Source organism: Acinetobacter sp. YH12231 (assembly GCF_013417755.1).
Lineage (GTDB): Bacteria > Pseudomonadota > Gammaproteobacteria > Pseudomonadales > Moraxellaceae > Acinetobacter > Acinetobacter amyesii.
In genome coordinates this window covers 1-25,455 of sequence record NZ_VPDJ01000034.1, presented here as the reverse complement: position 1 = coordinate 25,455, position 25,455 = coordinate 1, and the positions used below count along the sequence as shown (strand labels likewise).

The following is a 25,455-nucleotide window of genomic DNA, read 5'->3' as shown; positions in this document are numbered from 1 at the left end:
AAAACCTTCAAAATTCTTGCTGAGCGATATCGCAATCGAGGCAAAAGACTAGCATTAAGATTCAATCTAATTGCTGGAATTTATAACTTGGAGCTGAGTGAAAAATGACTTATGAAAGAAATCTAATAAATTTAATTAACTATACAAAAAAAACCAACTTATCTTAAATATTGATGGTTTAGACAAGCCTCAGCTTTTGAGTGTTTTTGCAACAAAGCAGAACGCTAATAAAAATATTCTAAATAACATTTCACATAAAATTCACTATCAGATACATACTCTTTAATTGAGAGTAAAACGCTGAAATTTATAATTGTAAAAAATTTAGCCGATGCTTTTAAGATAGATTAAGTAAATCGTATCAAATATAAATTTATATAGGTGTATTCTTCAATGGCTATAGAATTTGTTTCAAAATCAAAACTACCTACTGCATTTGGCAATTTTGAAATTATAGCATTTCAAGACCAAAGTACTGGTGAAGAACATATTGCTCTTGCCAAAGGCATGAATACTATTTCTAATCAACCAGTACTTGTTAGAATTCATTCAGAATGCTTAACAGGTGATGCTTTTGCTTCACTGAAATGTGACTGTGGTCCACAATTACATTCAACTATGAAAATGATCAATGATGCAGGTCAAGGTGTGATCTTATACTTACGCCAAGAAGGTCGCGGCATAGGACTAACCAATAAAATTCGAGCTTACGCACTTCAAGATCAAGGACATGATACTCTTGAAGCCAATTTATTATTAAATTTACCAGCAGATGCTCGTAAATATGATATGTGTACCATTATGTTAGATTATTTAAAAATAAAGAATGTAAAACTCATTACAAATAATCCCCTTAAAATTAAATCTTTAACTGATTTAGGAATTAATGTTGTTGAACGTATTCCTTTAAAAGTTGGTTTAAATATCTTTAACAAAGCTTATCTAGAAACAAAGCAAAAACGCATGTCACATCTATATGATAATAGTGATTTTTAAAAGCGATCACTTTTAGAAAAAAATCCACGTATAAAGTTCCATCTCCCTCTCGGGAGAAGACTAAGATAAATACTGTTTTATATTTAATTATGGTTTTAAAGAATACGCAAATACCTATCAAAGGAGCTGGCTTATTATTTATTTTCTCTCAGGATTTGTGAAAAAACTGTGACTTTTTCTAAAGTTGCATTCATTCCCTTATTAAAAAAAGTATCGACAAGCGCTGAGCCAATGATAATAAGATCTACTTTATTGGCTAGTGCTTTAACATGGCTTTCATTTTTGATCCCAAAACCAATTGCAACAGGAATATTAAAAATCGGCTTAATTTCAGTCATCTTTTTCTCAAGATTAGATAGATTGAAGTCTCCTCCTGTTAATCCATTTTCTGCAACATGATATAAAAATCCTGTCGCGCGTGCTGAAATTTGCTCCAACCTTTCAACTGGTGTCGTCGGCGCGGTCATTGCAATTAAATGCATATTTTTTTCATTTAACTGCACCTCAAATTTTTCTCGATATCCATATGGAACATCTAAAATCAATATTCCATCTATAAGGTTTTCTGTTTCGGCGATAAGTTTCTCAAAACCATATTGTATAATCGGATTTAAATAAGTCATGAAAATTATTGGTGTCTGGTCATCATGCAGCCTGATTACTTTTACCAACTCAATGGTCTGTTTCACCGTTTGACCTGCACCTAAAGCCCTAAGATGCGCTGCTTGAATGATTTCCCCATCTGCCACTGGATCAGAAAATGGAATACCCACTTCAATAATGTCAGCCCCAGCTTGACCTAATTGGCTCAACAGACGACAACTTTCTGCGAAATTAGGATCTCCAGCAGTAAAATAACAGACCAGACCACTTCGATTTTCCAGTTTCAATTGCTCTAATTTTTGATCTAGACGGTTCATGCTGTAGCTCCTGCAAGATATTTTTTGACCGTGTTTAAGTCTTTGTCACCTCTGCCGCTTAAATTGACAATAATGATCTGTTCTGGCTGCATTTCTTGAGCAAGTTGAATCGCATACGCAATTGCATGGGAACTCTCAAGCGCAGGAATAATACCCTCCTGTTGGCTTAAAAGCTGAAATGCATTTACAGCTTCTTGATCGGTTATAGCCGTATATCTCACACGTCCTGTTTCAAACAGAATGCCATGCTCAGGGCCGACACCAGGATAATCTAAGCCAGCCGATATAGAATGCCCTTCTAAAATCTGCCCGTCTAAATCTTGTAATAAATAGGTTAAATTGCCATGCAGCACACCAACTTGACCTTTGCAAATAGAGGCGGCATGTTCACCACTATTTGTTCCTTTTCCACCTGCCTCAACGCCAAACATTTTGACATTCAGGTCTTCTAGAAAGGGATGCATCAACCCCAATGCATTTGATCCACCACCAACACAAGCAACCAAAGCATCCGGTAATTTATTTTCTTTGAGCAGTATTTGGTTTCTGGCTTCTAAACCAATAATTTTTTGAAATTCTCTGACCATCGTCGGATATGGGTGAGGGCCTGCGCCAGTACCCAACAGGTAATAGGTTGTATTAACATGACTAATCCAGTCACGTAATGCTTCGTTCATCGCATCTTTTAAAGTCCCACGACCTTTTTGAACACTTCTGACTTCAGCACCGAGTAATTTCATACGTTCAACATTCATTTGTTGCCGCTGAATATCTGTTTCTCCCATAAAAATGGTACATTTCATCTTAAACAGCGCGCAAACCGTTGCTGTTGCAACACCATGTTGCCCAGCACCCGTTTCTGCAATGATTCTGGTTTTACCCATAAATTTGGCTAATAAGATTTGCCCTACACAATTATTAATCTTATGCGCACCCGTATGGTTCAAATCTTCTCGCTTGAAATATATTCGAGCGCCGCTTGCATAAGCTGTTAGGTTTTTTGCAAAAAAAAGAGGACTCGGACGACCAACAAAGTCCGTTAAAATCTGCTGATATTCAGCCCAAAATTCCGGTTTGTGCCGAACAGTATTAAAGGCTTGCTCTAATTCTTGAAGTGCTGGCATTAAGCTCTCTGGCATGTAACATCCGCCAAATTTACCAAAAAATCCCAAGTCATCAGGACCATTACCTGTATAAGGGGTTGTCATCTCATATCTCTTTTACTATCAAAACTCGTTCGATCTTAAAATATTTTCATTTTTATGATAATTGATATATTTTGAGCTTATGGTGTTAGAAAATTTTACAACATGAAACGTAGAACATTACCTCCTCTTAATGCTTTAAAAGCTTTCGAAGCTGTGGCTAGAAATAAAAGTTTCAGCTTAGCTGCGGAAGAATTATGTGTAACCCATAGCGCGATTAGCCATCAAATAAAGCAGTTAGAAGAATGGTTGGATAAAAAATTGTTTATTCGGCATTCCTCTACCATTTCTCTGACAACGGATGCAGAAGAATTATCTAGAATTTGTACGCATCTTTTTAATCGTTTAGAACAATGCGTCTTTGAGTTAACTAATAAGACATCTGAAGTAGAAGTGGTAATAGGCGCTTCTCATAGTTTTATGGCAAATTGGCTGATTCCCCGATTAGAAAAGCTCGAAGTCATCTATCCCAATATCCATATCAAATTAATGACATGTAACGACTTAAAATTGTTAGAAAAAGAGAAAATTGACATATTTATCAATAGCATCAGTGAAAATCATACAGTTCCCAACTTTTTGAATAAATATCTGTTATTTCCCGATAACATGGGGCCTGTTTATAATCGTGAAATAAATCCCCTTCATACAAAAAATGATCTTTTAAATTATCCATTACTTCATACCCGCTCAAATAAAAGTGCATGGCATACATGGTTTAATCAGTCCAAGATTTACTTTTCCCCAAAAGCGAATGATCGTTATTTTGATAGTCTCAATTTAATGATAGAGGCGGCTGTTTCAGGCTTAGGAATTGCGATAGCACCTCAAATTCTAGTAGAAAAAGAAATATTAAATGGAAGGGTCATTGCCCCTTTTGGTTTTATCTATTGTGACTATAATTTTTATGCCATAGTCAGAAAAAATAATGAGAATCCTGATGTCATGAATATCATTGATTGGTTAATAGCTGAGAAAAAAAGGGAAAGTGAAATTTAATCTTTGATCACCAAAATTCTATTCAATGTACTGTCTTTAGTATCTATCTTCACATTCTGTTCACTTTAGCCTCTCTAAAGTGGGGAGATAAACTGTGAAGATGGACAGTGAATATGAATCAAGTCAAAACGTTAATGGCAATTGCTTTATCCTTACCAGTGCTTTTCCTGTCAGGATGTAAAAGTGTTCCTCGTTATTCCTCTGATTATGCAAATGCCAGAGCGAGTATTCAAGGAATACCCTTAGATGATGCAAAAGCACTAGAAATCGGTACCCGCTTCACTTCGGCATTTAATACCTTGGGCACACCTAAATTCGTTGAAAATGCTGGAGCACTGTATGCAGATCAGCTTTTTATTAACGATACCCTGTCGCAATTTTCATCGCGTAAAAAACTGCTTGAACATTTTCAAGGTATGAACCAGCGAGTGAGTAATGTAACTGTCAGTCTATTAAATACTTCATATCATCAAGACTCAGCCTATGTGCATTGGCATATGGTTTATGATTTTAAAATGTTCGGCAAGACACGAACAATGGATTCATTTGGAATCAGTGAAATAAAGGTCAACCCAAACCATCAGATTATTTTCCAGCAAGATTTCTGGGACCCGGCGAATGGTCTGTACCGTTCACTACCTTATGTCGGAGGGGCCTATTCATGGCTACTGCCTTTCAAAAAATAGCCATCAGTACCACGTTACTGATGGGATGTAGCTTCAGTCCATGGGCGCAGGCGCAAAGCTTGAATCAATGTGGCAATGGCCCGCTGATGGTGGGCCAAAAACAGGTCGGTATGGCCAGTTATTTTGCCCAAAACTGTAGTCAGTCCTGGAAAGAACAGAATATCCAGATGGATTTTTCCTATACTCAAAATATTCCTGAATGGGCATTTAAGCGTGCAGCTACACATCTGCTCAAGCGTAATGTCAAAGACCCCAACATCCAGGCCATTTTCAATCCGATCAGCGATTTGTATCGTCCGGTCAGATCAGGTGATCTCTACCGCTTGAAATACAGCCATGCCACGCAAACCCTAAGTTTATCCCTCAACCGGAAAAATTTAGGGCAGCTGCAGCATCCGCTGGCCCAGCAATATTTTAATATATGGCTTGGTCCCCAGCCATTTAGTGCTAAATTAAAACAGCAATTATTAAATTAGTATCCGCGACTATGTCCAAACATTTTATCCTCATGGTTGAAGACCATTATGAACTGGCCTCTACCCTATGCGAGTTTCTTGAAGAACATGGCTTTGTGGTCGATCACGCCCGCAATCTGAGTGCTGCTAGACAATTACTGAAACAGCAACGCTACCATATCTTGCTACTAGACATTAATTTGCCTGATGGTTCTGGTTATGAATTGTGCGAGTGGTTACGCAATGAAGAGGGGTTGGACTTACCTGTCTTGATGCTTACCGCTCGGGATACCTTGGATGACAAACTTAAAGGCTTCAATTCCGGCACGGATGATTATCTGGTCAAGCCCTTTGACTTTAACGAGCTAGTGGTTCGGGTCAAGGCCCTGATCAAACGTTCCCTGGGTGAAGTATCTAGCAGTCGTCTGCAAATTCATGACCTAATTTTGGACCCAGCAACACAACAGCTAACTCGAGCTGGGCAGAACATTGAATTGCCTCCGATTCAGTTTAAACTTTTGAAGCTACTAATGCGACATTCTCCTAAAGTACTGACCAAACAGGAAATTATGATGCAGCTTTGGGGTGACGAAGAGCCAGAAAGTGATGCTCTGCGCAGTCATATCTATAATTTACGAAAAATGGTCGATAAACCCTTTGAACAAAAGCTGATTCACACCATATCTGGGATTGGTTTAAAGATTGCTTTCGAAGATGAAGCCTAATTTAGGTACACAACAACAATCAGTCCAGTGGTCATTGCTAGATCAACATTCTGATGAGTGTCAAGATAATATTGCCTGTCAAACAGCTCCACACGCCAACCTAGCTGTTTGCATAGCTTTTGCACCAATTGCAATCCAATACCATGCCCTTTGATTTCCAGTTGTAGCTGCTGACCAGACAGTTCCTGAACTTTAGAATTGTTAGGTAAAGGCATGCCGACTCCATTGTCAGCAATCAGTACTTTATTTTTTTCCATAATCACATCAATTTCTGTGCCCTGTGAATAGTTCAGCGCATTGCGCAGAATATTGCCAAACACCATTTTGGTCATGGATGGATAAAGTTTACGCGGCTGTTCATCGAGGTCTTTTTGCAGGTCTATCTGCATGCCTTTGTTATGACTGACACTCTCCAGATCCTGCACAAGATTGTCCAGACATTCTGAAAGCATGGTCGGTTCAGCAGTTAAAGTGTTGGTGGTATTGCGGGCAATTGCCAGCAAGGTATCGACCAGCAGCTGCATGTCTTCAATGGTGTTATGCAGGCGGGTAAAGGACTTGTTGTCGCCATAGCGTGCCTGACACAGCTGCACATTGCCTTTTAAAATGGTCAGTGGCGTGCGCAGCTCATGGCTGACATCTCCGGTAAATTCACGCTCACGCTGAATAAATTCGCTTAATACCTGATGATATTTTTCCAGCGCCTGCTTGAGGTATTCAGCTTCCAGATTAGAGTCGGTGCGGATGTCCTGAAAAGGCGAAGCCTGATTTTTCTGATGTTCCCAGTCGATATATTCCAGCGCATTGGCCAGACGGGTAATCGGGGAAAAATAGCGCCGGGCCCGACGGTTCCACCACCACAGCACACTATATAGCACAAACAGGCTGACCATCAGCGGTGCCAGACCAAACAGCCACACCAGCTTGTTGACGTTGCTTTCGCCAAAGACCAACAGGACATGCTGTCCGTCTTTTTCACCATACACAGTCATGCGCTCCTTGCCATCGACAAAATGCCGATTCACTCCTTGCTCAAGCTGCATGTGTCGAAACTGGAGCGGTGGGACATCGTTCCAGCGGTAACCATACAGGTTTTTGGTGTCGGGCAGTTCAGCAGCCGGATTACGTTCCAGCCGCTGCCAGTAGTGTGACATTTCCTGTTCCAGTGCAGTTCTGAGCAAGGAACCCTTGATTACCCAGGCACTACAGGCAATCCCAATCACCACAGACAAGGCAATGAATCCGATTTGCAGCCAGTAATAGCGGTTAAACACCTCACCCAGAGGATGATCGTGTTTGTCCCTGAACAGCTTTAACATTGGTGCATTCCCCGCTACCCCATCCGATTCGCCATTCAATTATACGGTTTTCTTTTTAAACAGAAAGTGACCGATCACCCACTCGCGTCCATGCTCATAACCGAACAGCTCGGCACAGGCCATAAAGAAAATCCGCCAGCGTTGCCACCAGATTGCGGCATCCGCGCCATAAGTTTGTTCAAATAAGGGCTTTAGCTCGGCCTGTTTAGCATCCATATTTTCTAGCCAAGCATTTGCGGTACGTTCATACTGCGTGCCCGCCCATTGCCAGTGCTGTTCTAGCTGTAAATGCTGCTGAAAATGTAGGAAAGTTGAGGCTGCTGGCATCAAACCACCACTAAAGAAATATTGCGACATCCAGTCAAACTCATTTTTGACTTCAAAAGGATAATGCAAGAAACGATGACAGAAAATATGACACCACAATAAGCCATTTGGTTTGAGCCAAATACTGATATTTTCAAATAGTTTTTGATAGTTACGCACGTGCTCAAACATCTCCACTGACACCACACGATCAAAAGAGGCAGGTTCAAGTTGCAACACATTGACATCACAAGTGATCACCGTCAGGTTATCCAGTTTTTTTAAACGGGCTTGTTCCTGAATATACTCGCGCTGCGTTGAAGAATTTGACACGACTGTAATACGGGCCCTTGGATAACGCTCGGCCATATATAGACTTAAAGAACCCCAACCGCAGCCAATTTCCAAAATATCCTGCCCGTCTTTCAGTTGTGCTCGCTGGCAATAGCATGCAAGAGCAGCTTCTTCGGCTTGGTCTAGCGTTGTATCGGCATGTTCAAAGAGACTCGCGCTATATTTCAAACGCTTACCGAGTACTGCCTGAAAAAATGCGGTCGGCAGTTCATAATGCTGTTCATTGGCTTTGTCTGTCTCAATGGCAATTTCGCTGTTTTTCAGCATGGTCAGCACATCCATATAGCGCTGCGCTGCCAATGCGGGGTTAAACCGACCTTCTTGTGCCAAACGTTTTTTGCTTAAAGTACGAATGCCTGCACGAATCACTGGGTCTGGCACCTTGCCATTTTCGATCAGTTCTAAGGTTTTTTTAATCATAAAGTCCATGTATTTACCTACTCTTTGGGTGGCCACGGAATAAACATTGAAGTTCGTCGTTGATAGTCTTTATAGTTGTCGCCACGGTGGGCGAGCGCCTGTTTTTCACTAAAGGGAATACCTGTAAAGTAGTACAAGAATAGCCACATCAGCAGTGGATATATCCATAATTCATAGCATCCTGCTGCCAAACCGAGCACTGGATAGGCAAACCAATGCAGCCATTCAAAAAAATAATTCGGATGGCGCGAATATTTCCACAAGCCCTGATCCATGGTTTTACCTTGATTCTGTGGATCTAGCTTAAAACGGTAAAGTTGCTGATCGGCAGTGCTTTCACCTATCAAAGCCAAGAGCATGATCATACCCGCCCCAATCACAGTGACCAAAGTCCAGTCATTCCATTGCTCGGTCGAGATACTTAACAACTTCAGCATTGGGTAGGAAAACAGTAGCGCCAAACCTGCCTGAAATATAAAAAACACCAGAAAACCAAGATGCTGATAATCCCCCATCGCTCGGCGCATGTTGGCATAACGCGTGTCTTCTTGGGTTTCATTGGCATAGCGCCGTAACAGATGCCAAGTCAGCCGTGAAAACCAGATCCCACTCGCCAGTCCCAGAAATAACCGAACCAACAGTGGTGCACTGTGAATCGCCCAAGCGGCAATAATCATGTTTAGGGCAATACTGAAACTCCAAGCGACATCGACTAGCCCTGCTCTGCGGTTATAGGTCACCAACACCCAGCTACAGAGCATGATGAAGACATTCAGCATCAGTAAATTCAGCAGCATTTCGTCCCTCCTGTTTTATCTTGGCTTAGTAGGCACTGGCTTCGAACAGCAGATGTACATCACTGATCACGCCTTCGCGGAAGCCACCTTCGCAATAACACAGATAAAAATCCCACATGCGGATAAAACGCTCATCAAAGCCGAGTTGCAGGACCTGATCATGCTGCTGCAAGAAACGCTGACGCCAGTGGTGCAAGGTCTGGGCATAGCTCTGGCCGATATCTTCCAGATGTTTGAGACGCAGTTTTTGTTCGGAAGCGGTCTGGGTCATGACACTGATACAGGGAATAAAACTGCCTGGGAAAATATAGCGCTTGATATAGTCCACGGTATTCAGGGCTTTGGCATAGCGTGCATCTTCAATGGTGATGGCCTGAATCAGGGCCAGACCATTCGGTTTCAGCAGCTCACGGCATTTCTGGAAATAGGTGGATAAATATTGCTCACCCACTGCTTCAATCATTTCAATCGACACCAGCTTGTCGTATTTGCCTTCCAGTAAACGGTAATCTTTCAGCTGCACAGTCACACGATGTGACAGTCCGGCTGCAGCGACCCGGGCCACGGCTTCATCATACTGTGCTCTGGAAATGGTGATGGTGGTGACTTTGCAGCCATACTGCTGCGCGGCATAAATGGCAAAACCGCCCCAGCCGCTGCCAATTTCGACCAAATGATCCATCGGTTTGAGTTGCAGTTTCTGGCAGATCAGCTCTTTTTTATAATCCGAAGCCTGTTCCAGGCTCATGCCCGGCTCTTTAAACACCGCACTGGAATACATCATGCTGTAATCCAGGAACAGCTTGAAAAAGTCATTACTCAGGTCATAATGCTCGGCAATATTTTTGCGGCTGCCATCAATCGAATTCTTGCGCGATTTATACCAGACCTTTAACAGTAACTGGCTGGCTTTGGCCACTGCATTCTGATTCATCAGATCCAGCACATCGCGGTTACGTGCCAAAATGCGGATCACATTGACCAGATCTTCACTGCTCCAGTAACCGCGGATAAAACCCTCTGCTGCACCGAGCACACCATTACGGAACAACAGTTCCATCAGACGGGCATCATACACCTGAATCACAGCCTCAAGATCGCTGTTTTCCCCGACCGACCCGTTCCAGACGCCTTTAAAAATCAGCTGACCATGCCGTAATTTCAGCAAATGCCGTAATACTACCGGCAGTGTGCTTTGCTCTCCCATGAATAGTGTTTTCATTGCAATGTGTTTCCTTTTTCTTTTTTAGGATGCCGGTAAAACGGAATTTTCTTTTTCCATAAACGAAAGGCATGCAAATAAATTCCGCTGATCATCCTGAAGGGTTCAAGAACTTTCAGCACAGCATAGCGATGCTGCTGTGAAGGAACCGTGATGGCCTGCAGGGAAAATTGCATCGTGGCATCGAATTGCAGCACGCCCTGCTCAAACAGCTGCATATGAATCACGTTCTGCTGATCGGAGAAGCTGAAGCGCCAGCGGTAATCCAGTGCCATCGGCATGAACGGCGATACATGGAAAGCCTTTTTAAAATCAAACTGGTGGCTCTGGTACGGAGCATGTTCAGCTGTATTGTTCCGGCATTCGTGGATATAGACCTGACGTTCATTCCACGGTGTGTTGGTGATTTCGCTGAGGACAAAGAGCAGTTGATCGGTGGCACCAAAGACCAGATAAAACACCACGGAATTAAAGCGAAAGCCGAGTGTGCGCGGCAAAGCCAGCACCCGGATGGAAGCGGCATGCGATAACAGATAGTTTTCCCGCTTGATCAGCAGGCGTGCGACCTTCTGCCGAATCGAACCACATTCCATGGTCAGAAAGTCACGCTCATCCAGGGTCAGGAAATTCCAGCGGCTAGAGGACCACAGCCAGGATTTTCGGGTAAAGGTCGAGAGTTGATCCGGATCAAACCATAAATAGGTCAGCTGGGTCTCAAAAGCATGGGCTTTGGGCAAATAACGGCGATGCCGAATTTCGGCAGCGGCGATCGCCAGTGGATAGATCTGCATCATGTGCTCCTAGGCCACCTGCTCAGTCTGCTGCAATAGCTGATCGACCACCCAGGCTGCGCTGCGCGCCCCATCTTCGTGGAAGCCCCAACCCCAATAGGCGCCGCAGTATGAAGTCCGGTTCTGGGCATTAACCTCGCTCCAGCGTTGTTGTGCTTCAATCGCCGGGGCATCAAACACCGGATGGCGGTAATACCGCTCTACCCAGACTTTTTTCGGATTCAGGGCAAAATTAGGATTCAGGGTGGCAAAGACCTGGGTTTTGCATTTCAGGTTCTGCAGCTGGTTCATCCAGTAACTGAAACCATAATGAATGCCGCTGTGCTGGAATGGGGTATGTTCAGCAGCCTGACTCGGCGTCACATGCACATGCCAGCTGGCCCACTGGCGTCTGGATTTGGGCATGATGCGGGTATCGGAATGCACCACCATACGGTTATCCTGATAGCGGAACTTACCGAGTACATCCAGTTCCTGCGCAGAAGGGTCTTTCAGTAATTTCAGACTATCATCAGCATGGCTGGCAAACACGACCCAGTCAAAACGTTCGGTGCCCTGTGCTGTTTCAACTAGTACATCATTGGCACTGCGGGATACATGCAGAACACCCATCTTGCGGAAGGTAATATTCGCCTGGGACTGAATCGCACGAACGTAGCGAGCTGATCCCCCCTTGACCGTAAGCCATAACGGCCGGTCTTTTAATTGCAACATGCGATGGTGCTGGAAAAAGCTCACCACAAATTTATAGGGAATCTGTCCGGCTTGCTCCACCGGGCAGGACCACAGCGCTCCACACATCGGATAGAGATGTTCCTGACGGAAGGCTTCAGAATAACCATGCTGATTCAGATATTCATCAATACTGAGCTGTGCATCAACCTGCTCCACATCCAGATCTTTATTGGCGGCATAGAAGCGGAACAGATCCGACAACATCGCGCGAAAATCAGCCTTTAAAAAGTTTTGCGGTCTAAACAGCAGCGAGAATTTTTTCGATGGATTGTACTGCAAGCCCGTGACCTGATTGTTCACCGAAAAGCCCATGTCACTGCTTTGCGATTGAATCCCGAGTTCTTTCAGCATGGCGCAGAACAGTGGATAGTTGTGCTCGTTAAACACAATAAAGCCACTGTCTACTGCGACCTGTTCGCCGTCTATATTCAGCTGATGGGTATCGGTATGGCCTCCAAAGTAATTATTCTTTTCAAAGACCGTGACTTCATGCACTTTGCTGAGTTTCCAGGCGGCATACAGACCGGAAATACCTGAACCAATAATCGCAATTTTCATGGTGATTCCTTCGATTGAATCGTGTGAGTGCCTGCCGTAGCGGCTTTTTTCTGTTTCCGAGCCTGGGCAATTTTACTGGCTTCATAGACCCGTGCCGGAATCGGCTTGAGTCCCCAGACCAGCCCGAACAAAGACATGAGTTTCAGCAGGTAATAGGTCACATCAATCTGCCACCAGTAAAAACCCTGCCGGGTACTGCCGGCATAATAATGGTGATTGTTGTGCCAGCCTTCGCCTAAGGTAATGATGGATAAGAATAAGTTGTTGCGACTGTGATCTTCAGTGTCAAAATCCCGGCTGCCATAATGATGCGCCAGTGAGTTAATACACAAAGTGGCATGGAGCAGTAACACAGTGGAGACCACAAATCCCCAGACCAGCAATTGCAGGCCGGAAGTGCCGAGTTGAGGTAAAGCCGTGGCCAGCCACTCCCCTAGCGCATAAATCCCGCCCGCGGTCAGCAGCACCACAATTAAACTGAAACGGTCCAGCCAGATCAGTTCCGGATATTTCAGCCAATCTCTAATGAGTTCTTTACGCGTGGCAAAGTTATATTCGTTTAAAAACCAGCCAACGTGGCTGTACCAAAAACCATGCGTGGAGGAATGCGGGTCTTGCAAGGTATCGGTATAGCGATGGTGATAACGGTGGTGCGCCGCCCACCAGAGCGGGCCACGCTGCGCACTCATGGTACCCATCAACACAAACAGGAACTGTACTAAACGCGAAGTCTGAAAAGTTTTATGTGACAGATAACGATGAAAAAAAGCGGTGATGGAAAACATGCGGATGAGGTAGAACGCCAGCATAAAGCCCAGCGCAAACCATGACACTCCCACCCAGAACACGGCGAGACAGGCTAGATGTAATAGAATAAAGGGTAAAATCCTCAGCCACTGAATCTTGCTGTTTTCAGCCGTCAGTGTTTCGGGCGCTGTGGGTGTAGACCAGCTGTCTATCCATCGCATCAGACTTTTCAACATGGACTCATCCTATTTTCAAGCGATTGTCTTTATTCTATTTGATGAGTGTAATCAGTCAGATATGAATTTTATGTGAAATGAAATAAAAAAAGCCGAACTGTGTAGAGAGAGTGGTCAGTTCGGCAAAAGGTTAACAGATTAATGCGACAATTTGATCAGTTTTGTGATGTCATAACCATAATATTTTGCTGTCTCCAGATAAGACTTATAGATGGCTTCATCCAGTTGCGGTTCACGCGATAAAATCCACAGGTATTTGGTACTCGGTCCACCGACCAGTGCCACTTTATATTCCGGATCCACGCGTAATACCCAGTAATGCCCTTTGGTAAACGGAATCCATCTTAAACCTGGCGGCAAAAAGCTGACCTTTAGTTTGCTGTTGCCCTGATTTTGCGGATAGGCCACCCCTTCAGAGCTGATCATTTCACCATTTTCAATCCGGCAGCTATTTAATACGCCCATAGTCTGATCGGCATTGACAATGTAGTGTGCCGAGATATTCGATACGCATTTACGCTGAAAATACATCGGTAAATGCGCAATTTCATACCATTTACCAGCATACTTCTGGATATCAACCTGATTGACTGCCCGAGGGGTAACCGTTTCAGCTTGAGCTGTAAAGCTTAAGCAGATGATGGCTAACGCTGTAACTGCAAAAACTGACTTTAATAGCATCTTCATTTTTAAGCCTTATTTGATTTCCAAGATTAAGATAACCCAAGTCGATGTGAACAAAATGTGAAGATTAAATGCAGGACGAATGTAGGCAAAATTTCAATTTTATAGCCTGAAAAAATAGGTAAAATCATTTTTATTGGATCCCATTTTTAAGCGGTAAATTAGTTTTTTCTGTTTGAATGTATCAGTGCTGTCAATAGACTTGTTAAAAAAAGTCAACCAGATCAACAGACTCTTTCCAGATTCAGATGTCTTTTATAAGATAATTAAATATACATATAAAAAAACTTGATTAAATTTATTTTTAATGTATAGTGATCCTAACTAGAAAAAAGTCTTGTTTCATTCAATCTCTGTTAAGTATCGTCGTTTTATTCATAATCCTTCGTTTTTTTAGATTTTAAGTCTCATTCATTATTATTTTCCAAGTTATCAGCAGTCAATAAAATGGCTAAAATTATTAAAAAATCAGTAGGATTTATTATGTCAAACTCAAATATTGTTAAAGGTACGGTTAAGTGGTTCAATGAAACTAAAGGTTTTGGTTTTATTCAACAAGAATCAGGTCCAGATGTTTTTGCGCACTTCAGTGAAATTGCCAACTCAGGTTTTAAAACCTTATTCGAAGGCCAACAGGTTGAATTTAGTATTGCTCAAGGTCAAAAAGGACCGAATGCGGTCAATATTGTTGCTATATAAGCACTAAAATACGAGTTGAAAAAGCACTACTCAGTGCTTTTTTAATTTTAAAGAAAAAAGTTGTTGTTCCATATTGGAAAAAATCATAAAAACAGGATATAAATTGTTAAAAGTTAATGAATTAATTGCAAAATCTAAAAATGGTGCTGAAATTATCGTTTCTTTAATTCCCTTAAATAAAATGCAGAATACACGTCAAGGTTTTAAAGAAATTGAAGTGGGTAAAAGAGTTCTGCTGGAATCTGGAATTGAGGTAGATTTAAATTTAGATGGTCGTACATTTTATATGTCTTTAAATAAATTATTTAAGATAAATCAAAAAGTTATTTAAAAAAATACTATATTGCTTAATTAATTGAATAGTCGCTCTGCCATAATCTTGTTAAAGGTGAACTAATGTTTAAACAAAATCTAAATGTGAAAGACCAATTTGGTATCAAATATTCTATTCAGGCCACGGTTGAGCGCCATTTTAGTGCTAGCCAGTCTTACTCCCATATCAAATATATAACCGTGGATGGTGAAGATATTCGGCCCAGTTTTGAAATGTTTTTCCAAAGTACTTCAAGCGGAAAAATTTTCAAAATTATTTAAGTCGATGAACTACTCACAGCTAAAACAAAGATGATAATATAAAAATATTTATATATTATCGCTTTATATTATTTATAACTCATATAATAATTTTAAATTTCTAGTGGCTTAACTCGCCCTTAAAAGAGCGAGAATGCGCACTATATTTTGTTCAAAATTTCAAAGCCACTCTTTGCTGTCATCTGCCACAGGCATTCCATGCATCACATGCTGAATCATTGCATAAGCGATACTACCTTTAAACGGAATCTCTGGTAACTGATTAAACTTAAAAAATTGTGCATCGCTGAGTTCATCTTCCTGAATCTGAATCTCACCCGAGTGATACTCTGCCCTAAAAGCCATCATCAGGTTGCTAGGAAACGGCCAGGGCTGGCTAGCCAGATATTGAATATTCTTGATCTGCAGCCCAACTTCTTCCAGCGTCTCACGGCGTACTGCCTCCTCCAAGGTTTCGCCCACTTCAACAAATCCTGCAATTAGGCTATACATCTGGGTTTTATTGCGGGCATTTTTTGCCAACAGAATTTCATCTTCGCCGCGGGTGATGATAGTAATCACACAAGGATTTACCCGCGGATACTGGTTATAGCCACAGGATGGACAGACCATGGCATACTGGCTGGCGTGCTGCTGGGTGGCGTGAGCGCACTTACTGCAAAAGCGGTGATTACGGCGCCATTCTAGCAACTGTACCGCACGGCTGGCCTCTTCAAACTGTGGCCTGCTCCAGACCTGTACCAGTTGCCGGATCGGGACCAGTTGATAACCTTCGGGTACTGATTCATTTTCTTTTAGATCCCGTGCAATGACTTGGCCATTTTCCGACAGATCCAGGTCGTGCTGCAGTTTTTCTACCTGCGGCAACTGAAAATGTTCATCCACCAGTAATTGCTGCTGTCTAAAAATATATGCTTTTGAATGCATGCTCATGACATCCACTGATTAAAAAAAATCCCATACATAGGAGTGTATGGGACAAAACTAAGGAAGCTTACATGGAGTAACTTCTAAGCAGATACTAGGTGCAAGCTGCCTGAATTACAACCATAATAATTTGTATCTTTTTGATTAAAATCACATAATTTTCACACCACCTATGCATTAAGGAATGATGCAATGTGAATTTCATCAATGGGCTGTAGCATTACAGAGATGGACAGTCTTTTATTGCAGCAATCATGATTCCTGTGCAATGCCAGCTGGTCATCTGGTCGAGTTGAATTGATTCAACATGCGCGTTGATCTTTATTTTCACAAAAAATTGAACTGTTCGGCTTTACACTGCGCTCTCTTTCACTGGTTCTGAGATAGGTATGCGTTTCGGTTTAATTCTGGGTGACCAGCTTCATCATCAGCTTGCTACGCTCAAAGCGCTGGACCGTACCCAGGATGTGATCCTGATGGCCGAAGTGGTTGAGGAAGCCACGTATGTCGCGCATCATCCGCAGAAAATTGCCCTGATTTTTAGCGCCATGCGTCATTTTGCCAAAGAGCTCAAGGCCGAGGGCTGGCGTGTACGTTATCATGCTTTTCAGTCCGGAAGTCCGATTCGCAGCCTGCTAGATTTTGTGCAGGGACAGCAACAACTGTTCCCTGTCACAGAACTAGTCATGACCCAATGCGGAGAATACCGCTTGCAGCAGCAGATTCAACAGCACTGGAGCCCACGGCTACAACTGCCCGTACAGTGCCTGAATGACGACCGTTTTTTCTGTAGTCTGGAGCAGTTCCGCCACTTTGCCAGTCGCTACCAGACGTTGCGCATGGAATATTTTTACCGGGAAATGCGTAAACAGACCGGTTATTTGATGCAGAGACAGCAGCCGCTTGGACAACAGTGGAACTATGACAGCGCCAATCGCAAGGCATGGTCAGGCACTCCACCATTGCCTCCAACACTTCATTTTGAACGCGATCAGATTGATCTGGATGTAATGCAAATGGTTGAGCGCGAGTTTCCGCTTCACGCTGGCAGCCTTGACAACTTCCGCTGGGCCACCACACGTAGCAATGCTCTGCTTGCACTGGAGCATTTCATTACCCACAGTTTGCCGCATTTTGGAGATTATCAGGATGCCATGGTTCAGGGTGCAGACATGCTGTTTCACAGCCTGCTCTCGCCTTATCTAAACTGTGGCTTGCTGCTGCCGCGAGAAGTCTGTGATGCCGCAGAAACGGCCTACTATGCCGGTCATGCACCACTGAATGCAGTGGAAGGTTTTATCAGGCAAATCCTCGGCTGGCGCGAATATGTCCGCGGAATTTACTGGCTGTACATGCCGGAGTATGCCAGCCGCAATGCGCTGCAGTACTCAACCCCGTTGCCACAATTTTACTGGACTGGCCGCACTCAGATGAACTGCATGGCTGAGTGTTTCCGTAATACTTTTCAGCATGCGTATGCACATCATATTCAGCGTTTGATGGTGACTGGAAATTTTGCCCTGTTAACGGGTGTAGACCCGCAGCAGATCAGTGAGTGGTATCTGGCAGTATATGCCGACGCCTATGAATGGGTAGAACTACCGAACACCTTGGGCATGGTAATGCATGCCGATGGTGGCTTAATGGCCAGCAAGCCCTATGGGGCTTCGGGCAATTATATCCATAAGATGTCGGATTACTGCAAGCACTGTAGCTACAATGTCAAAACCCGTACCGAACCGGACAGCTGTCCTTTCAACAGCCTGTACTGGTATTTCATGATCCGGCATGAAGCGACATTCCGTACTCATCCACGTATGTGCATGATCTATCGACAGCTGGACAAGCTTAAAGATCGGCCTCAGATTATCAGCCATGCCCAGCAACTTCTTAGCCGGATTGATGAGTTATAAACCATGAAAAAACAGCATTTTCCTGAAAAAATCTGTATGCACTGTTTGCGTCCTTTTACTTGGCGCAAAAAATGGCAACGCTGCTGGGAGGAAGTCAGATACTGTTCTGAACGATGTAAACGTGAGTCCAGACAGCGGTCAAAATCAAACGCTTAGAAACGCTTGTATTGCCGTGAACAATAGGCCCGTATCACGTCGGGTGAACGCAGTTGCAGATGTTTGGTTTTTCGGCCGGTGACGCGTCCACGCCACATTTTAAAACTCGATGCTTTCATATTTTGCCGCATCAAGCGGATCACCGCCGCTTCATTTAAACCATACTCACATAAAATAGCTTCAAAAGGAGTTCTATCTTCCCAAGCCATTTCTATAATTCTGGATAAGTCCTCTTCAGAAAATTGATTCATACCATTCTCGTTTTTAATCATCACGAAGCGTCAATAAGCTTTATCGACTTTAATCTGACTAAAAGAATAACAATAAAATCATGAATTTTTTGTGATTTTTCTCTAGTTTACGGACTCAGCACGAATAAAAGGGCTAGTTAAACTAGCCCTGTTAAGTCTTAGTTACCTCTATAAGTCGAATATCCATAAGGACTTAAAAGTAGAGGAATATGATAATGGCTGACACTTCCATCTACCTTAAAAATTACAGGAACTTCAGGAAAGAAAGTATCTTGCTTATTTTTTTTAAACCAGTCCTCAGTTTTAAAAGTAACTTTATAAATACCGGCTTCAAGCTTCTGATTTTCAGGAAACAATCCAGTAATACGGCCATTAGGACCAGTATATTGCTGATTTAACTTCACCCATTTATTCCCAGTACTTTTTTCGAGTACCACTTCGACTTGAGCTGAGGGTAGACCATTTTCTAGATTCAACACATGCACACTTAAAGGGTTAGTTTGTGCGAAAGTCATTGAGGTCAACAATAGTGTTGAAAGTGGCAATAATTTTTTAAACATGATGAATTCCTTAAGGATTGAAAATAGACTTAACAGCTGTTTCAGCGCAGTAATGGTCATTTTTTGCACCCCCTGCTCCGGCAACGCCAATGGCACCGACCACCTGATTTTCATAACTCACAGGTAGGCCGCCACCCAACAGCAGTAGATTAGATAAGGTGGTTAAATTTTTTGCATCCTTGTTTTCATTGGCATTTTGACTTAACAACATAGTCGCCGTTTTGGTCGATAAGGCGGTATAGGCTTTCTTTTCAGCTGCGCCCAAATTATGCGGTCCGACAGTTTCATGCCTGTTTGCCATTAACGTATTTCCGCCCCGATCCACCACCACCACAGCGATATTGTGCTGTATTTTTTGACACGCAGTCACCGCAGCATCCGTAAGAGTTCGTGCTGACTGAGAATCAAGTGAATAAACTTGATTGAATTGAACGGATTGTGCAAAAGTACTGCTACTCATCAGCATTACTGTTGCAATAAGCCCTTTGAGTTTGTTCATCATGATTGCCCTGAATTAAGTTTTAAAAATCTTATACAACCTGAATGATTTGAAGGATGACAATCACATTACAAAGTTGTCATCTTTAAAATGAGTCTGAACAAAATGTGTATTCTAATTATCGAAGATGAAGCGAAGATCGCCTCATATCTGGTTAAAGGGTTAAATGAATCTGGCTATGAGGCGCAATGCGTCCATTCAGGACTAGAAGGTTTGGAAAAGTTAAAGATGCATGCATATAGCCTAGTCATATTAGATGTAATGTTGCCCGATATTGATGGCTGGGCAGTCCTGAAAGTCTTGCGACAATTTTCCCAAATTCCGGTCATTTTTCTTACAGCAAAAGATCAGGTGATTGATCGGGTCAAAGGTTTGGAACTGGGCGCCGATGATTATCTGGCCAAGCCTTTTTCTTATATTGAATTACTGGCCCGAATTAAAAGTCTACTTAGGCGCCAGCAGTATGCACAGGAAAACCAATTAGAAATTGCCAATCTGAAATTGGATTTGATCCATCATAAAGTCTGGCGTAACGAGCAGTCGATAGAACTCAGTAGAAAAGAATTCAACCTTTTGCGCTTTCTGCTGCGCCATCCGAATGAAATTATTACGCGCAGGCAAATAGCTTCTGAAGTCTGGCAGATCAATTTTGATACCGATACCAATTTTATTGATGTAGCGGTAAGGCGTTTACGTAGTAAAATTGATGAGGGACATGATATAAAGTTAATTCATACTGTTCGCGGTTTGGGCTATAAAATTTCGGCAGAGAAATAATGTTGAAACCGATTCGTTCGCTAGAACTCCGATTAACACTCTTGGTTACAGGGTGTGCTGCAATGGTCTTGTGCGGTGTAGCATTTATGACCTATCTGGGTATCAACCAGATTTTAATTGCTCAGCAAGATAGGGCTTTGATTGAGCGAATTGAGCGACTGGAAATATTACTACAAGACAGTAGCAATATTGAACAGATTATCGCTCGCCCGAAGCTGTATCAAAACATGTTGGGAAATCAGGATAATTTGTTTTTATTGATTCAGGGTGATCAGGCGCTGATCAGCATTAATCCTCTTGGCATTCCTCTACCTGAATTTACCCATCAGCCCCAAATTCAATTCCAAGATTTATCGGCGCATGCTTATCCCACCCGCATTGCCTGGAAAACTATTCAAATTAATCGCCAGCCGTATCTGTTAATTGCAGGCAAACAGTGGTCTGAACGTTTAGGCATCATTGCACCTTTTCAAAAGAGCCTTGTCATTTATGTTTTCACAGGTATCTTGGCGATTTTCATCCTTTGTGCTATTGCTAGCCATCTGGGATTAAAAGTATTAAGAACCCTGCGAGAACAAACCCATGCGATAAATATTCAGCAACTTGAACAGCGACTCAATCTGCCCTATCCCCCTCAAGAGATTGCACAACTAGCCTCCGATATCAATGCCATGCTCGACCGTATTGAGCTGGGATATAGCCAGCTGAATCGTTTTTCAGAAGACATTGCGCATGAATTTAGAACACCATTGAATAATTTAATAGGACAAACCGAAATTTTACTCATGAGTGAACGCAGTCCCGTACAATATCAGGAAGTGCTGATTTCCAACCTAGAGGACTATCAACGCTTAAAAAGAATGATTGACAGCATGTTATTTCTGGCACGTGCAGATGCGCAGAAGGTTTGCTTAAACAGACAAAAAATCCAACTTCAATCCTTTATAGAAAATATCTTCAGCATTTTTGAGTATCAAGCCGAAGAACAACACTGCAATTTTGTTTTAAAGCTTGAGGCAACTGAGCTATTGGCAGATCCAGAACAGTTACAACAAGCTCTGTATAATCTGCTCTCCAATGCCCTGATTCATGGCGGCAAGCGCCGGACTATTTATGTGCATAGCTATCGAAAGATCATCAACAAACTGCCTATGATTGCGCTATCGGTCGTGACCAGTGGTTTAGAAATTGCCCCGGAACATTTGCCGCATATCTTTGAGCGATTTTATCAATGCAGTTCCAGTAGACAAAGTTATCATCAAACAGGTGGTTTGGGACTATCCATTGTGGCATCTATTATGACGCTTCATCAAGGGATGTATCAGGCGATTAATAGCGCAGAAGGTATATGCTTTGAACTGCTTTTCCCAGATACGTGATTCACATTCACACTGAGCTTATATCATTTTTTGGAATCACTCTGAATTCTCCCATCCACCAAATTAATGGTTCGATCACAGGTTGCCGATAATCTAGGATCATGAGTCACCAATAATACTGCACAGCCATGTTCGCGATGAACTTTACGAAATAATTCAAACATTTCCGCAGCAGTTTGAGTATCAAGATTACCTGTCGGTTCATCGGCCAACAATAGTGCAGGCTGAGTAATCAGTGCACGTGCAATCGCTATGCGTTGCTGTTGCCCTCCAGAAAGCTCATTGGGTTTACGGTCAGCGAACTTATCTAACCCTACAGCGGCCAATAATTCATGGGCATATTGCAACGCAGATTGATCTGGCTTACCTTGCTTCAGCATTAATGGCATAAGCACATTATTTAAGGCAGTAAAGGCCTGTATAAGATGATGAAATTGAAACACAAAACCTATACTGTTGCCACGTAATGCTGTCCGAGCCATATCATCCATACGACTTGTTGCCTGACCCAACAAGTACAACTCACCACAGCTAGGCTGATCTAATAAGCCAAGAATATTCAGTAAAGTACTTTTGCCTGAACCAGAAGGACCAATTAATGCAGCAAAGTCATTCCGTTGAATACACAGATCAATCCCATGTAATACCTCCACTTCATTAGGTTGCCCAACATTATAGGACTTTCGCAATGCTTCTAAACGTAGTACTTCCTCAGATGAATCAGACATGACGAATTGCCTCCACAGGATCGAGTGCAGCAGCCCGACGGGATGGTATTGCAGCAGCCAAAACTCCCGTTAAAGTCGCCAAGAATAATGCTGACAAGATAAGCTTGATTGAAATCGAAATATAAAACAAGCCGGGACCAAACTGATTAAATCCCCAAATTAGACAATAACTGACAACACTACCAAGCATCGAACCAAGCAGACCAAAAATTGCTCCCTGAAATAAGAAAACTCTTAAAATTTGCGTTTGTGTAGCCCCAGTTGCACGTAAAATACCGATTTCCCGAGTCCGTTGCACCACACTCACCGACATCACACTGGCAATTCCAAAAGCGACTGAAATCCCTACAAAAACAATAATCATGTTGGTCGAAAGACTTTGAGCGGTAATCGCATTCATTAATTGAGCATTGGTTTCAATCCAGCTTTCTGCTTTTAATCCAGCCAGGCGTCCAACTTGTGAGGCAATTTGCTCCGCCTGAAAAATATCTTGGATCGTCAGATCAATCACTGTGACCCCACCAGGCAAATTAAGTAAAGATTGCGCCTGTTTCAAATCCAGATAGACATAGCGCGCATCCAATTCACGCACGCCCAGTTCAAATATTCCAGAGATATTCACCACTGCATTTTTCTGTTGCCCAGTATCTAATCTTAATTTGCTCCCGACTTGCACACCCAAATCTTTGGCTAATTGACGCCCAATTAATACATTATCCGCACTGACCCGTAATTCACCACTCACCATATATTGCTTTAACGGAATAATCTGTTGATAACGTTCAAGGTTGATACCAACCAATGCAACAGATTGAATTGCATCTCCGCGCTGTACAAATGCAGGACCAGAGACCACAGGAGAAACCGCAGTCAACACCGGTAAATGATCTAAAGTCCCAGTAATCTGCTGCCAATTATTAATAGAACGTAAGCGTTGTGCACGCTGATCTTCTAGTAACAACTGAAGTGTTCCTGCTGCTGGTGGCACAATATGATTCACCTCATCTGGTGAGAGCAAACGAATATGCGCTTGTGTCCCTAAAGTCCTTTCTACAATATTCGATTGTAAACCCTGAATTAAGGCGCTAATGAACACAATGACCGCTACCCCCACCGCGACGCCAATGGTAATCATCATCGACTGTGTGCGACCCTCTCGCAAAAAACTGATTGCGATGGTCCACTCGGTCCAAAGTCGCCTAAAAAAGTTTTTCAATCGAATTTCACCGGTAATTCATTTTTGCTATTTTTCTGATCCGTTTGACTCTGGAAAACACGTTTAGTTTTCTCTATTCGGACACGAGTTCCATCTTTAAGCACTGATTCTGCATCGGTAAGGACGTGATCACCTTCTTTCACTCCAGCTACAACTTCAGACATAACCAAACCACGTAAACCCAGTGTGATAAGATGACGTTGAATTTTTCTATCTCTTACTAAAATAACCATAGCCTTGTTGCCACTTATACTGCTTAAAGCATCATTTGGAATGACCAAGGTTCGCTCGCGCTTGTTGGTTTCAACATTTACCGATACCGTCATGTCTTGACGCAGAAAACCTGGGACTGGATCAACTGTTAATCGGACGTCTACTGTGCCACGTTGAGCATCAATACTTGGAGCAATAAAATTAATATGGGCAGGAAAAGATTGATTTGGATAGGCATCTGCAATCACTGCGGCTTTTTGTTGTAAAGCCAGCAGTGGTAAATTTCGTTCATCAAATGGCACTCGTATTTCAGTCGCACCATCCAGTGCAATAGTGAAGAGAGTCTGACTCGGTTGTACCAGATCCCCTGGCTCAACATTACGCGTTAAAATAATACCTGAAACTTCTGCACGAATTTTGGTCTTGGCAAGTTGCGCTTGTAGTGCAGCGAGTCGTTCGCGTAATTTTGTCTCTTCAACTTTATTTGGGGCAAGTGAAGCAACTTTTAATCGAGCTGATTCCAAATTATTACGGGCGAGTCTTTCTGCCTCTATCGATTTCTCCCTTTCCTCTGCTGATAATATTCCTGATTCGGTATTTCGTCTGCGTAACGCCTCTCTTTGAGCCTGTTCTAATTGTACTTTGGCATTCGCTAAATCAACTTCTGCTTGCGGGCGTCTAGTGGTTTCGAGTTCTTTTAATTCAGCTTCTGCCTGCCGCACTTGCGCTGAAATTTCATCAGATTTCAGTACTAAAAGAATATCCCCTCGAGAGACCCGATCTCCCTCTTGAACCAATCGCTCAAGAACAACCCCTGTAATTTCACTACCAATCTGAGTCCGAGATACTTTCTCTACCCGTCCTGAAGCGACAACTGTTTGAATCAATGGACTAGATACGACTTCATAACTAGGCAGCAATGGTCCTTGCCACCAGCGATATGTAGCAAAACTGACGAGCAAAACCAGTAGTATAATCATGATCCAAGGCTTATAGCGAATAACAAGCAATTCCATTCTCCAAGCCAGATTAAAGAAAAGTTTTTGAATCGAATAATTAATGTCTAGTTAAATATATATGAAAATTTAGTTACAACACACCAAATTAAAAAAGCACACCATTTTTATTAAATTAATTTCTCTTACTGTTATAATTTTTTCATAATATTGATTAAACAAACAAACAAACAAACAAACAAACAAACAAACAAACAAACAAAAATAAACCTATATTTTCATATATTTCAAAATCTTATATGAAAGGCTTTGTTGCACAAAGATTTGAAATGCAAAGCGCCCCTAATTGATCCAAATTTAAGGCGTAACTTGGGTAAGTGGGCGACCTAATTCCGTAAATCTGTTAAGGACTGCTACACGTGCATGGATCTC

At 42.5% G+C, this 25,455-nt stretch carries 29 protein-coding genes and 1 pseudogene; 13 read left to right on the top strand and 17 right to left on the bottom strand.

The features are described from left to right. Together FTV11_RS15730 and ribA are read left to right on the top strand one after the other, a co-directional pair. A pseudogene (locus FTV11_RS15730) lies at positions 1–108 on the top strand (IS5/IS1182 family transposase); the annotation flags it as partial. 285 nt (positions 109–393) lie between these two features. Continuing rightward, positions 394–996, top strand: a complete 603-nt coding sequence (gene ribA / locus FTV11_RS15725) for a GTP cyclohydrolase II (RefSeq protein ID WP_120403216.1) — start codon at positions 394–396, stop codon at positions 994–996. A gap of 134 nt (positions 997–1,130) precedes the next feature. Here ribA and trpA read toward each other — a convergent pair whose 3' ends face one another. Further along, a complete protein-coding gene (trpA, locus tag FTV11_RS15720; protein WP_180074376.1) occupies positions 1,131–1,916 on the bottom strand; it encodes a tryptophan synthase subunit alpha in 786 nt (261 codons plus the stop codon). After that, entirely contained in the window at positions 1,913–3,124 is a 1,212-nt protein-coding gene (trpB, locus tag FTV11_RS15715; RefSeq protein WP_120403218.1) for a tryptophan synthase subunit beta, read from the bottom strand. Before trpB ends, trpA begins: the two co-directional genes overlap by 4 nt. Before the next feature lie 102 nt (positions 3,125–3,226). Between trpB and FTV11_RS15710 the strand changes: the two genes are divergently transcribed. The 4 genes from FTV11_RS15710 (at position 3,227) to FTV11_RS15695 (ending at position 5,986) form a co-directional block, all read left to right on the top strand. After that, on the top strand, positions 3,227–4,120 hold the full coding sequence (locus tag FTV11_RS15710; RefSeq protein ID WP_180074374.1) for a LysR family transcriptional regulator: 894 nt from the start codon (positions 3,227–3,229) through the stop codon (positions 4,118–4,120). A 113-nt stretch (positions 4,121–4,233) separates the two neighbouring features. Then, positions 4,234–4,806 carry a nuclear transport factor 2 family protein gene (locus FTV11_RS15705; protein WP_086209426.1) on the top strand — a complete coding sequence of 191 codons (573 nt, stop codon included), beginning with the start codon at positions 4,234–4,236 and terminating at the stop codon, positions 4,804–4,806. Beyond that, positions 4,782–5,282 (top strand): chalcone isomerase family protein, encoded by a 501-nt coding sequence (locus FTV11_RS15700; RefSeq protein ID WP_180074373.1) that lies wholly within the window; start codon positions 4,782–4,784, stop codon positions 5,280–5,282. Before FTV11_RS15705 ends, FTV11_RS15700 begins: the two co-directional genes overlap by 25 nt. Positions 5,283–5,293: 11 nt before the next feature. Beyond that, on the top strand, positions 5,294–5,986 hold the full coding sequence (locus FTV11_RS15695) for a response regulator transcription factor (protein ID WP_005177281.1): 693 nt from the start codon (positions 5,294–5,296) through the stop codon (positions 5,984–5,986). On the opposite strand, the gene FTV11_RS15690 is transcribed toward FTV11_RS15695, so the two are convergent. From FTV11_RS15690 to FTV11_RS15655, 8 genes are all read right to left on the bottom strand, one after another. Then, complete coding sequence (locus FTV11_RS15690; protein ID WP_120403222.1) at positions 5,983–7,305, bottom strand: HAMP domain-containing sensor histidine kinase; 1,323 nt, start codon at positions 7,303–7,305, stop codon at positions 5,983–5,985. The two genes, FTV11_RS15695 and FTV11_RS15690, sit on opposite strands and share 4 nt — an antisense overlap. A 39-nt stretch (positions 7,306–7,344) precedes the next feature. Continuing rightward, positions 7,345–8,394, bottom strand: a complete 1,050-nt coding sequence (locus tag FTV11_RS15685) for a cyclopropane-fatty-acyl-phospholipid synthase family protein (protein WP_087549556.1) — start codon at positions 8,392–8,394, stop codon at positions 7,345–7,347. Positions 8,395–8,402: 8 nt separating this feature from the next. Then, entirely contained in the window at positions 8,403–9,182 is a 780-nt protein-coding gene (locus FTV11_RS15680; protein WP_120403223.1) for a DUF1295 domain-containing protein, read from the bottom strand. Positions 9,183–9,207: 25 nt separating this feature from the next. After that, positions 9,208–10,404 carry a cyclopropane-fatty-acyl-phospholipid synthase family protein gene (locus FTV11_RS15675; protein WP_180074370.1) on the bottom strand — a complete coding sequence of 399 codons (1,197 nt, stop codon included), beginning with the start codon at positions 10,402–10,404 and terminating at the stop codon, positions 9,208–9,210. Then, a complete protein-coding gene (locus FTV11_RS15670) occupies positions 10,401–11,195 on the bottom strand; it encodes a DUF1365 domain-containing protein (protein ID WP_180074379.1) in 795 nt (264 codons plus the stop codon). Before FTV11_RS15670 ends, FTV11_RS15675 begins: the two co-directional genes overlap by 4 nt. A gap of 9 nt (positions 11,196–11,204) precedes the next feature. Continuing rightward, on the bottom strand, positions 11,205–12,488 hold the full coding sequence (locus FTV11_RS15665; RefSeq protein WP_180074368.1) for an NAD(P)/FAD-dependent oxidoreductase: 1,284 nt from the start codon (positions 12,486–12,488) through the stop codon (positions 11,205–11,207). Then, the gene (locus FTV11_RS15660) at positions 12,485–13,471 is read right to left on the bottom strand and encodes an acyl-CoA desaturase (protein ID WP_180074366.1); all 987 of its coding nucleotides are present in this window, start codon (positions 13,469–13,471) and stop codon (positions 12,485–12,487) included. The genes FTV11_RS15665 and FTV11_RS15660 overlap by 4 nt, the downstream gene beginning before the upstream one ends. Before the next feature lie 138 nt (positions 13,472–13,609). Then, positions 13,610–14,158 (bottom strand): lipocalin family protein, encoded by a 549-nt coding sequence (locus FTV11_RS15655; RefSeq protein ID WP_120403228.1) that lies wholly within the window; start codon positions 14,156–14,158, stop codon positions 13,610–13,612. A gap of 480 nt (positions 14,159–14,638) precedes the next feature. Here FTV11_RS15655 and FTV11_RS15650 point away from each other — a divergent pair, with 480 nt between their 5' ends. From FTV11_RS15650 to FTV11_RS15640, 3 genes are all read left to right on the top strand, one after another. Continuing rightward, positions 14,639–14,854 carry a cold-shock protein gene (locus FTV11_RS15650; RefSeq protein WP_120403237.1) on the top strand — a complete coding sequence of 72 codons (216 nt, stop codon included), beginning with the start codon at positions 14,639–14,641 and terminating at the stop codon, positions 14,852–14,854. Positions 14,855–14,957: 103 nt separating this feature from the next. Continuing rightward, positions 14,958–15,185 carry a hypothetical protein gene (locus FTV11_RS15645; RefSeq protein WP_180074364.1) on the top strand — a complete coding sequence of 76 codons (228 nt, stop codon included), beginning with the start codon at positions 14,958–14,960 and terminating at the stop codon, positions 15,183–15,185. A 65-nt stretch (positions 15,186–15,250) separates the two neighbouring features. Beyond that, entirely contained in the window at positions 15,251–15,448 is a 198-nt protein-coding gene (locus FTV11_RS15640) for a hypothetical protein (RefSeq protein ID WP_120403230.1), read from the top strand. Between the two features lie 159 nt (positions 15,449–15,607). Here the strand turns inward: FTV11_RS15640 and nudC are convergent, their stop codons facing one another. After that, the gene (nudC, locus tag FTV11_RS15635) at positions 15,608–16,381 is read right to left on the bottom strand and encodes an NAD(+) diphosphatase (protein WP_171407658.1); all 774 of its coding nucleotides are present in this window, start codon (positions 16,379–16,381) and stop codon (positions 15,608–15,610) included. A gap of 383 nt (positions 16,382–16,764) precedes the next feature. Between nudC and FTV11_RS15630 the strand changes: the two genes are divergently transcribed. Further along, complete coding sequence (locus tag FTV11_RS15630; protein WP_120403231.1) at positions 16,765–18,288, top strand: cryptochrome/photolyase family protein; 1,524 nt, start codon at positions 16,765–16,767, stop codon at positions 18,286–18,288. 3 nt (positions 18,289–18,291) lie between these two features. Continuing rightward, positions 18,292–18,444: a DUF2256 domain-containing protein gene (locus FTV11_RS15625; RefSeq protein WP_078194309.1), complete on the top strand. Its 153-nt coding sequence runs from the start codon at positions 18,292–18,294 to the stop codon at positions 18,442–18,444. Here the strand turns inward: FTV11_RS15625 and FTV11_RS15620 are convergent. The 3 genes from FTV11_RS15620 to FTV11_RS15610 all read right to left on the bottom strand — a co-directional run bounded on the left by FTV11_RS15620 (position 18,441) and on the right by FTV11_RS15610 (position 19,754). After that, positions 18,441–18,695, bottom strand: a complete 255-nt coding sequence (locus FTV11_RS15620) for a TIGR03643 family protein (protein WP_078194347.1) — start codon at positions 18,693–18,695, stop codon at positions 18,441–18,443. The genes FTV11_RS15625 and FTV11_RS15620 overlap by 4 nt on opposite strands. Positions 18,696–18,853: 158 nt before the next feature. Next, entirely contained in the window at positions 18,854–19,255 is a 402-nt protein-coding gene (gene uraH / locus FTV11_RS15615; RefSeq protein WP_004981585.1) for a hydroxyisourate hydrolase, read from the bottom strand. 10 nt (positions 19,256–19,265) lie between these two features. Beyond that, positions 19,266–19,754: a heme-binding protein gene (locus FTV11_RS15610; RefSeq protein ID WP_171263817.1), complete on the bottom strand. Its 489-nt coding sequence runs from the start codon at positions 19,752–19,754 to the stop codon at positions 19,266–19,268. A gap of 105 nt (positions 19,755–19,859) precedes the next feature. Here FTV11_RS15610 and FTV11_RS15605 point away from each other — a divergent pair, with 105 nt between their 5' ends. Both FTV11_RS15605 and FTV11_RS15600 read left to right on the top strand, forming a co-directional pair. Next, entirely contained in the window at positions 19,860–20,531 is a 672-nt protein-coding gene (locus tag FTV11_RS15605; RefSeq protein ID WP_005177241.1) for a heavy metal response regulator transcription factor, read from the top strand. Continuing rightward, positions 20,528–21,910: a heavy metal sensor histidine kinase gene (locus tag FTV11_RS15600; protein ID WP_120403232.1), complete on the top strand. Its 1,383-nt coding sequence runs from the start codon at positions 20,528–20,530 to the stop codon at positions 21,908–21,910. Before FTV11_RS15605 ends, FTV11_RS15600 begins: the two co-directional genes overlap by 4 nt. Before the next feature lie 23 nt (positions 21,911–21,933). Here the strand turns inward: FTV11_RS15600 and FTV11_RS15595 are convergent, their stop codons facing one another. From FTV11_RS15595 to FTV11_RS15585, 3 genes are read right to left on the bottom strand one after another with little or no spacing between them, the layout of a single operon-like run. Beyond that, positions 21,934–22,638 (bottom strand): ABC transporter ATP-binding protein, encoded by a 705-nt coding sequence (locus tag FTV11_RS15595; protein ID WP_078194313.1) that lies wholly within the window; start codon positions 22,636–22,638, stop codon positions 21,934–21,936. Further along, entirely contained in the window at positions 22,631–23,854 is a 1,224-nt protein-coding gene (locus tag FTV11_RS15590) for an ABC transporter permease (RefSeq protein ID WP_078194314.1), read from the bottom strand. Before FTV11_RS15590 ends, FTV11_RS15595 begins: the two co-directional genes overlap by 8 nt. Further along, positions 23,851–25,077 carry an efflux RND transporter periplasmic adaptor subunit gene (locus tag FTV11_RS15585; protein ID WP_180074377.1) on the bottom strand — a complete coding sequence of 409 codons (1,227 nt, stop codon included), beginning with the start codon at positions 25,075–25,077 and terminating at the stop codon, positions 23,851–23,853. Before FTV11_RS15585 ends, FTV11_RS15590 begins: the two co-directional genes overlap by 4 nt. Positions 25,078–25,455 lie beyond the last annotated feature (378 nt).

Coding starts and splice junctions, on each gene's coding strand:
- ribA (WP_120403216.1), top strand. CDS start 394: ATGGCTATAGAATTTGTTTCAAAATCAAAACTACCTACTGCATTTGGC.
- trpA (WP_180074376.1), bottom strand. CDS start 1,916: ATGAACCGTCTAGATCAAAAATTAGAGCAATTGAAACTGGAAAATCGA.
- trpB (WP_120403218.1), bottom strand. CDS start 3,124: ATGACAACCCCTTATACAGGTAATGGTCCTGATGACTTGGGATTTTTT.
- FTV11_RS15710 (WP_180074374.1), top strand. CDS start 3,227: ATGAAACGTAGAACATTACCTCCTCTTAATGCTTTAAAAGCTTTCGAA.
- FTV11_RS15705 (WP_086209426.1), top strand. CDS start 4,234: ATGAATCAAGTCAAAACGTTAATGGCAATTGCTTTATCCTTACCAGTG.
- FTV11_RS15700 (WP_180074373.1), top strand. CDS start 4,782: ATGGCTACTGCCTTTCAAAAAATAGCCATCAGTACCACGTTACTGATG.
- FTV11_RS15695 (WP_005177281.1), top strand. CDS start 5,294: ATGTCCAAACATTTTATCCTCATGGTTGAAGACCATTATGAACTGGCC.
- FTV11_RS15690 (WP_120403222.1), bottom strand. CDS start 7,305: ATGTTAAAGCTGTTCAGGGACAAACACGATCATCCTCTGGGTGAGGTG.
- FTV11_RS15685 (WP_087549556.1), bottom strand. CDS start 8,394: ATGGACTTTATGATTAAAAAAACCTTAGAACTGATCGAAAATGGCAAG.
- FTV11_RS15680 (WP_120403223.1), bottom strand. CDS start 9,182: ATGCTGCTGAATTTACTGATGCTGAATGTCTTCATCATGCTCTGTAGC.
- FTV11_RS15675 (WP_180074370.1), bottom strand. CDS start 10,404: ATGAAAACACTATTCATGGGAGAGCAAAGCACACTGCCGGTAGTATTA.
- FTV11_RS15670 (WP_180074379.1), bottom strand. CDS start 11,195: ATGCAGATCTATCCACTGGCGATCGCCGCTGCCGAAATTCGGCATCGC.
- FTV11_RS15665 (WP_180074368.1), bottom strand. CDS start 12,488: ATGAAAATTGCGATTATTGGTTCAGGTATTTCCGGTCTGTATGCCGCC.
- FTV11_RS15660 (WP_180074366.1), bottom strand. CDS start 13,471: ATGTTGAAAAGTCTGATGCGATGGATAGACAGCTGGTCTACACCCACA.
- FTV11_RS15655 (WP_120403228.1), bottom strand. CDS start 14,158: ATGAAGATGCTATTAAAGTCAGTTTTTGCAGTTACAGCGTTAGCCATC.
- FTV11_RS15650 (WP_120403237.1), top strand. CDS start 14,639: ATGTCAAACTCAAATATTGTTAAAGGTACGGTTAAGTGGTTCAATGAA.
- FTV11_RS15640 (WP_120403230.1), top strand. CDS start 15,251: ATGTTTAAACAAAATCTAAATGTGAAAGACCAATTTGGTATCAAATAT.
- nudC (WP_171407658.1), bottom strand. CDS start 16,381: ATGAGCATGCATTCAAAAGCATATATTTTTAGACAGCAGCAATTACTG.
- FTV11_RS15630 (WP_120403231.1), top strand. CDS start 16,765: ATGCGTTTCGGTTTAATTCTGGGTGACCAGCTTCATCATCAGCTTGCT.
- FTV11_RS15625 (WP_078194309.1), top strand. CDS start 18,292: ATGAAAAAACAGCATTTTCCTGAAAAAATCTGTATGCACTGTTTGCGT.
- FTV11_RS15620 (WP_078194347.1), bottom strand. CDS start 18,695: ATGAATCAATTTTCTGAAGAGGACTTATCCAGAATTATAGAAATGGCT.
- uraH (WP_004981585.1), bottom strand. CDS start 19,255: ATGTTTAAAAAATTATTGCCACTTTCAACACTATTGTTGACCTCAATG.
- FTV11_RS15610 (WP_171263817.1), bottom strand. CDS start 19,754: ATGAACAAACTCAAAGGGCTTATTGCAACAGTAATGCTGATGAGTAGC.
- FTV11_RS15605 (WP_005177241.1), top strand. CDS start 19,860: ATGTGTATTCTAATTATCGAAGATGAAGCGAAGATCGCCTCATATCTG.
- FTV11_RS15595 (WP_078194313.1), bottom strand. CDS start 22,638: ATGTCTGATTCATCTGAGGAAGTACTACGTTTAGAAGCATTGCGAAAG.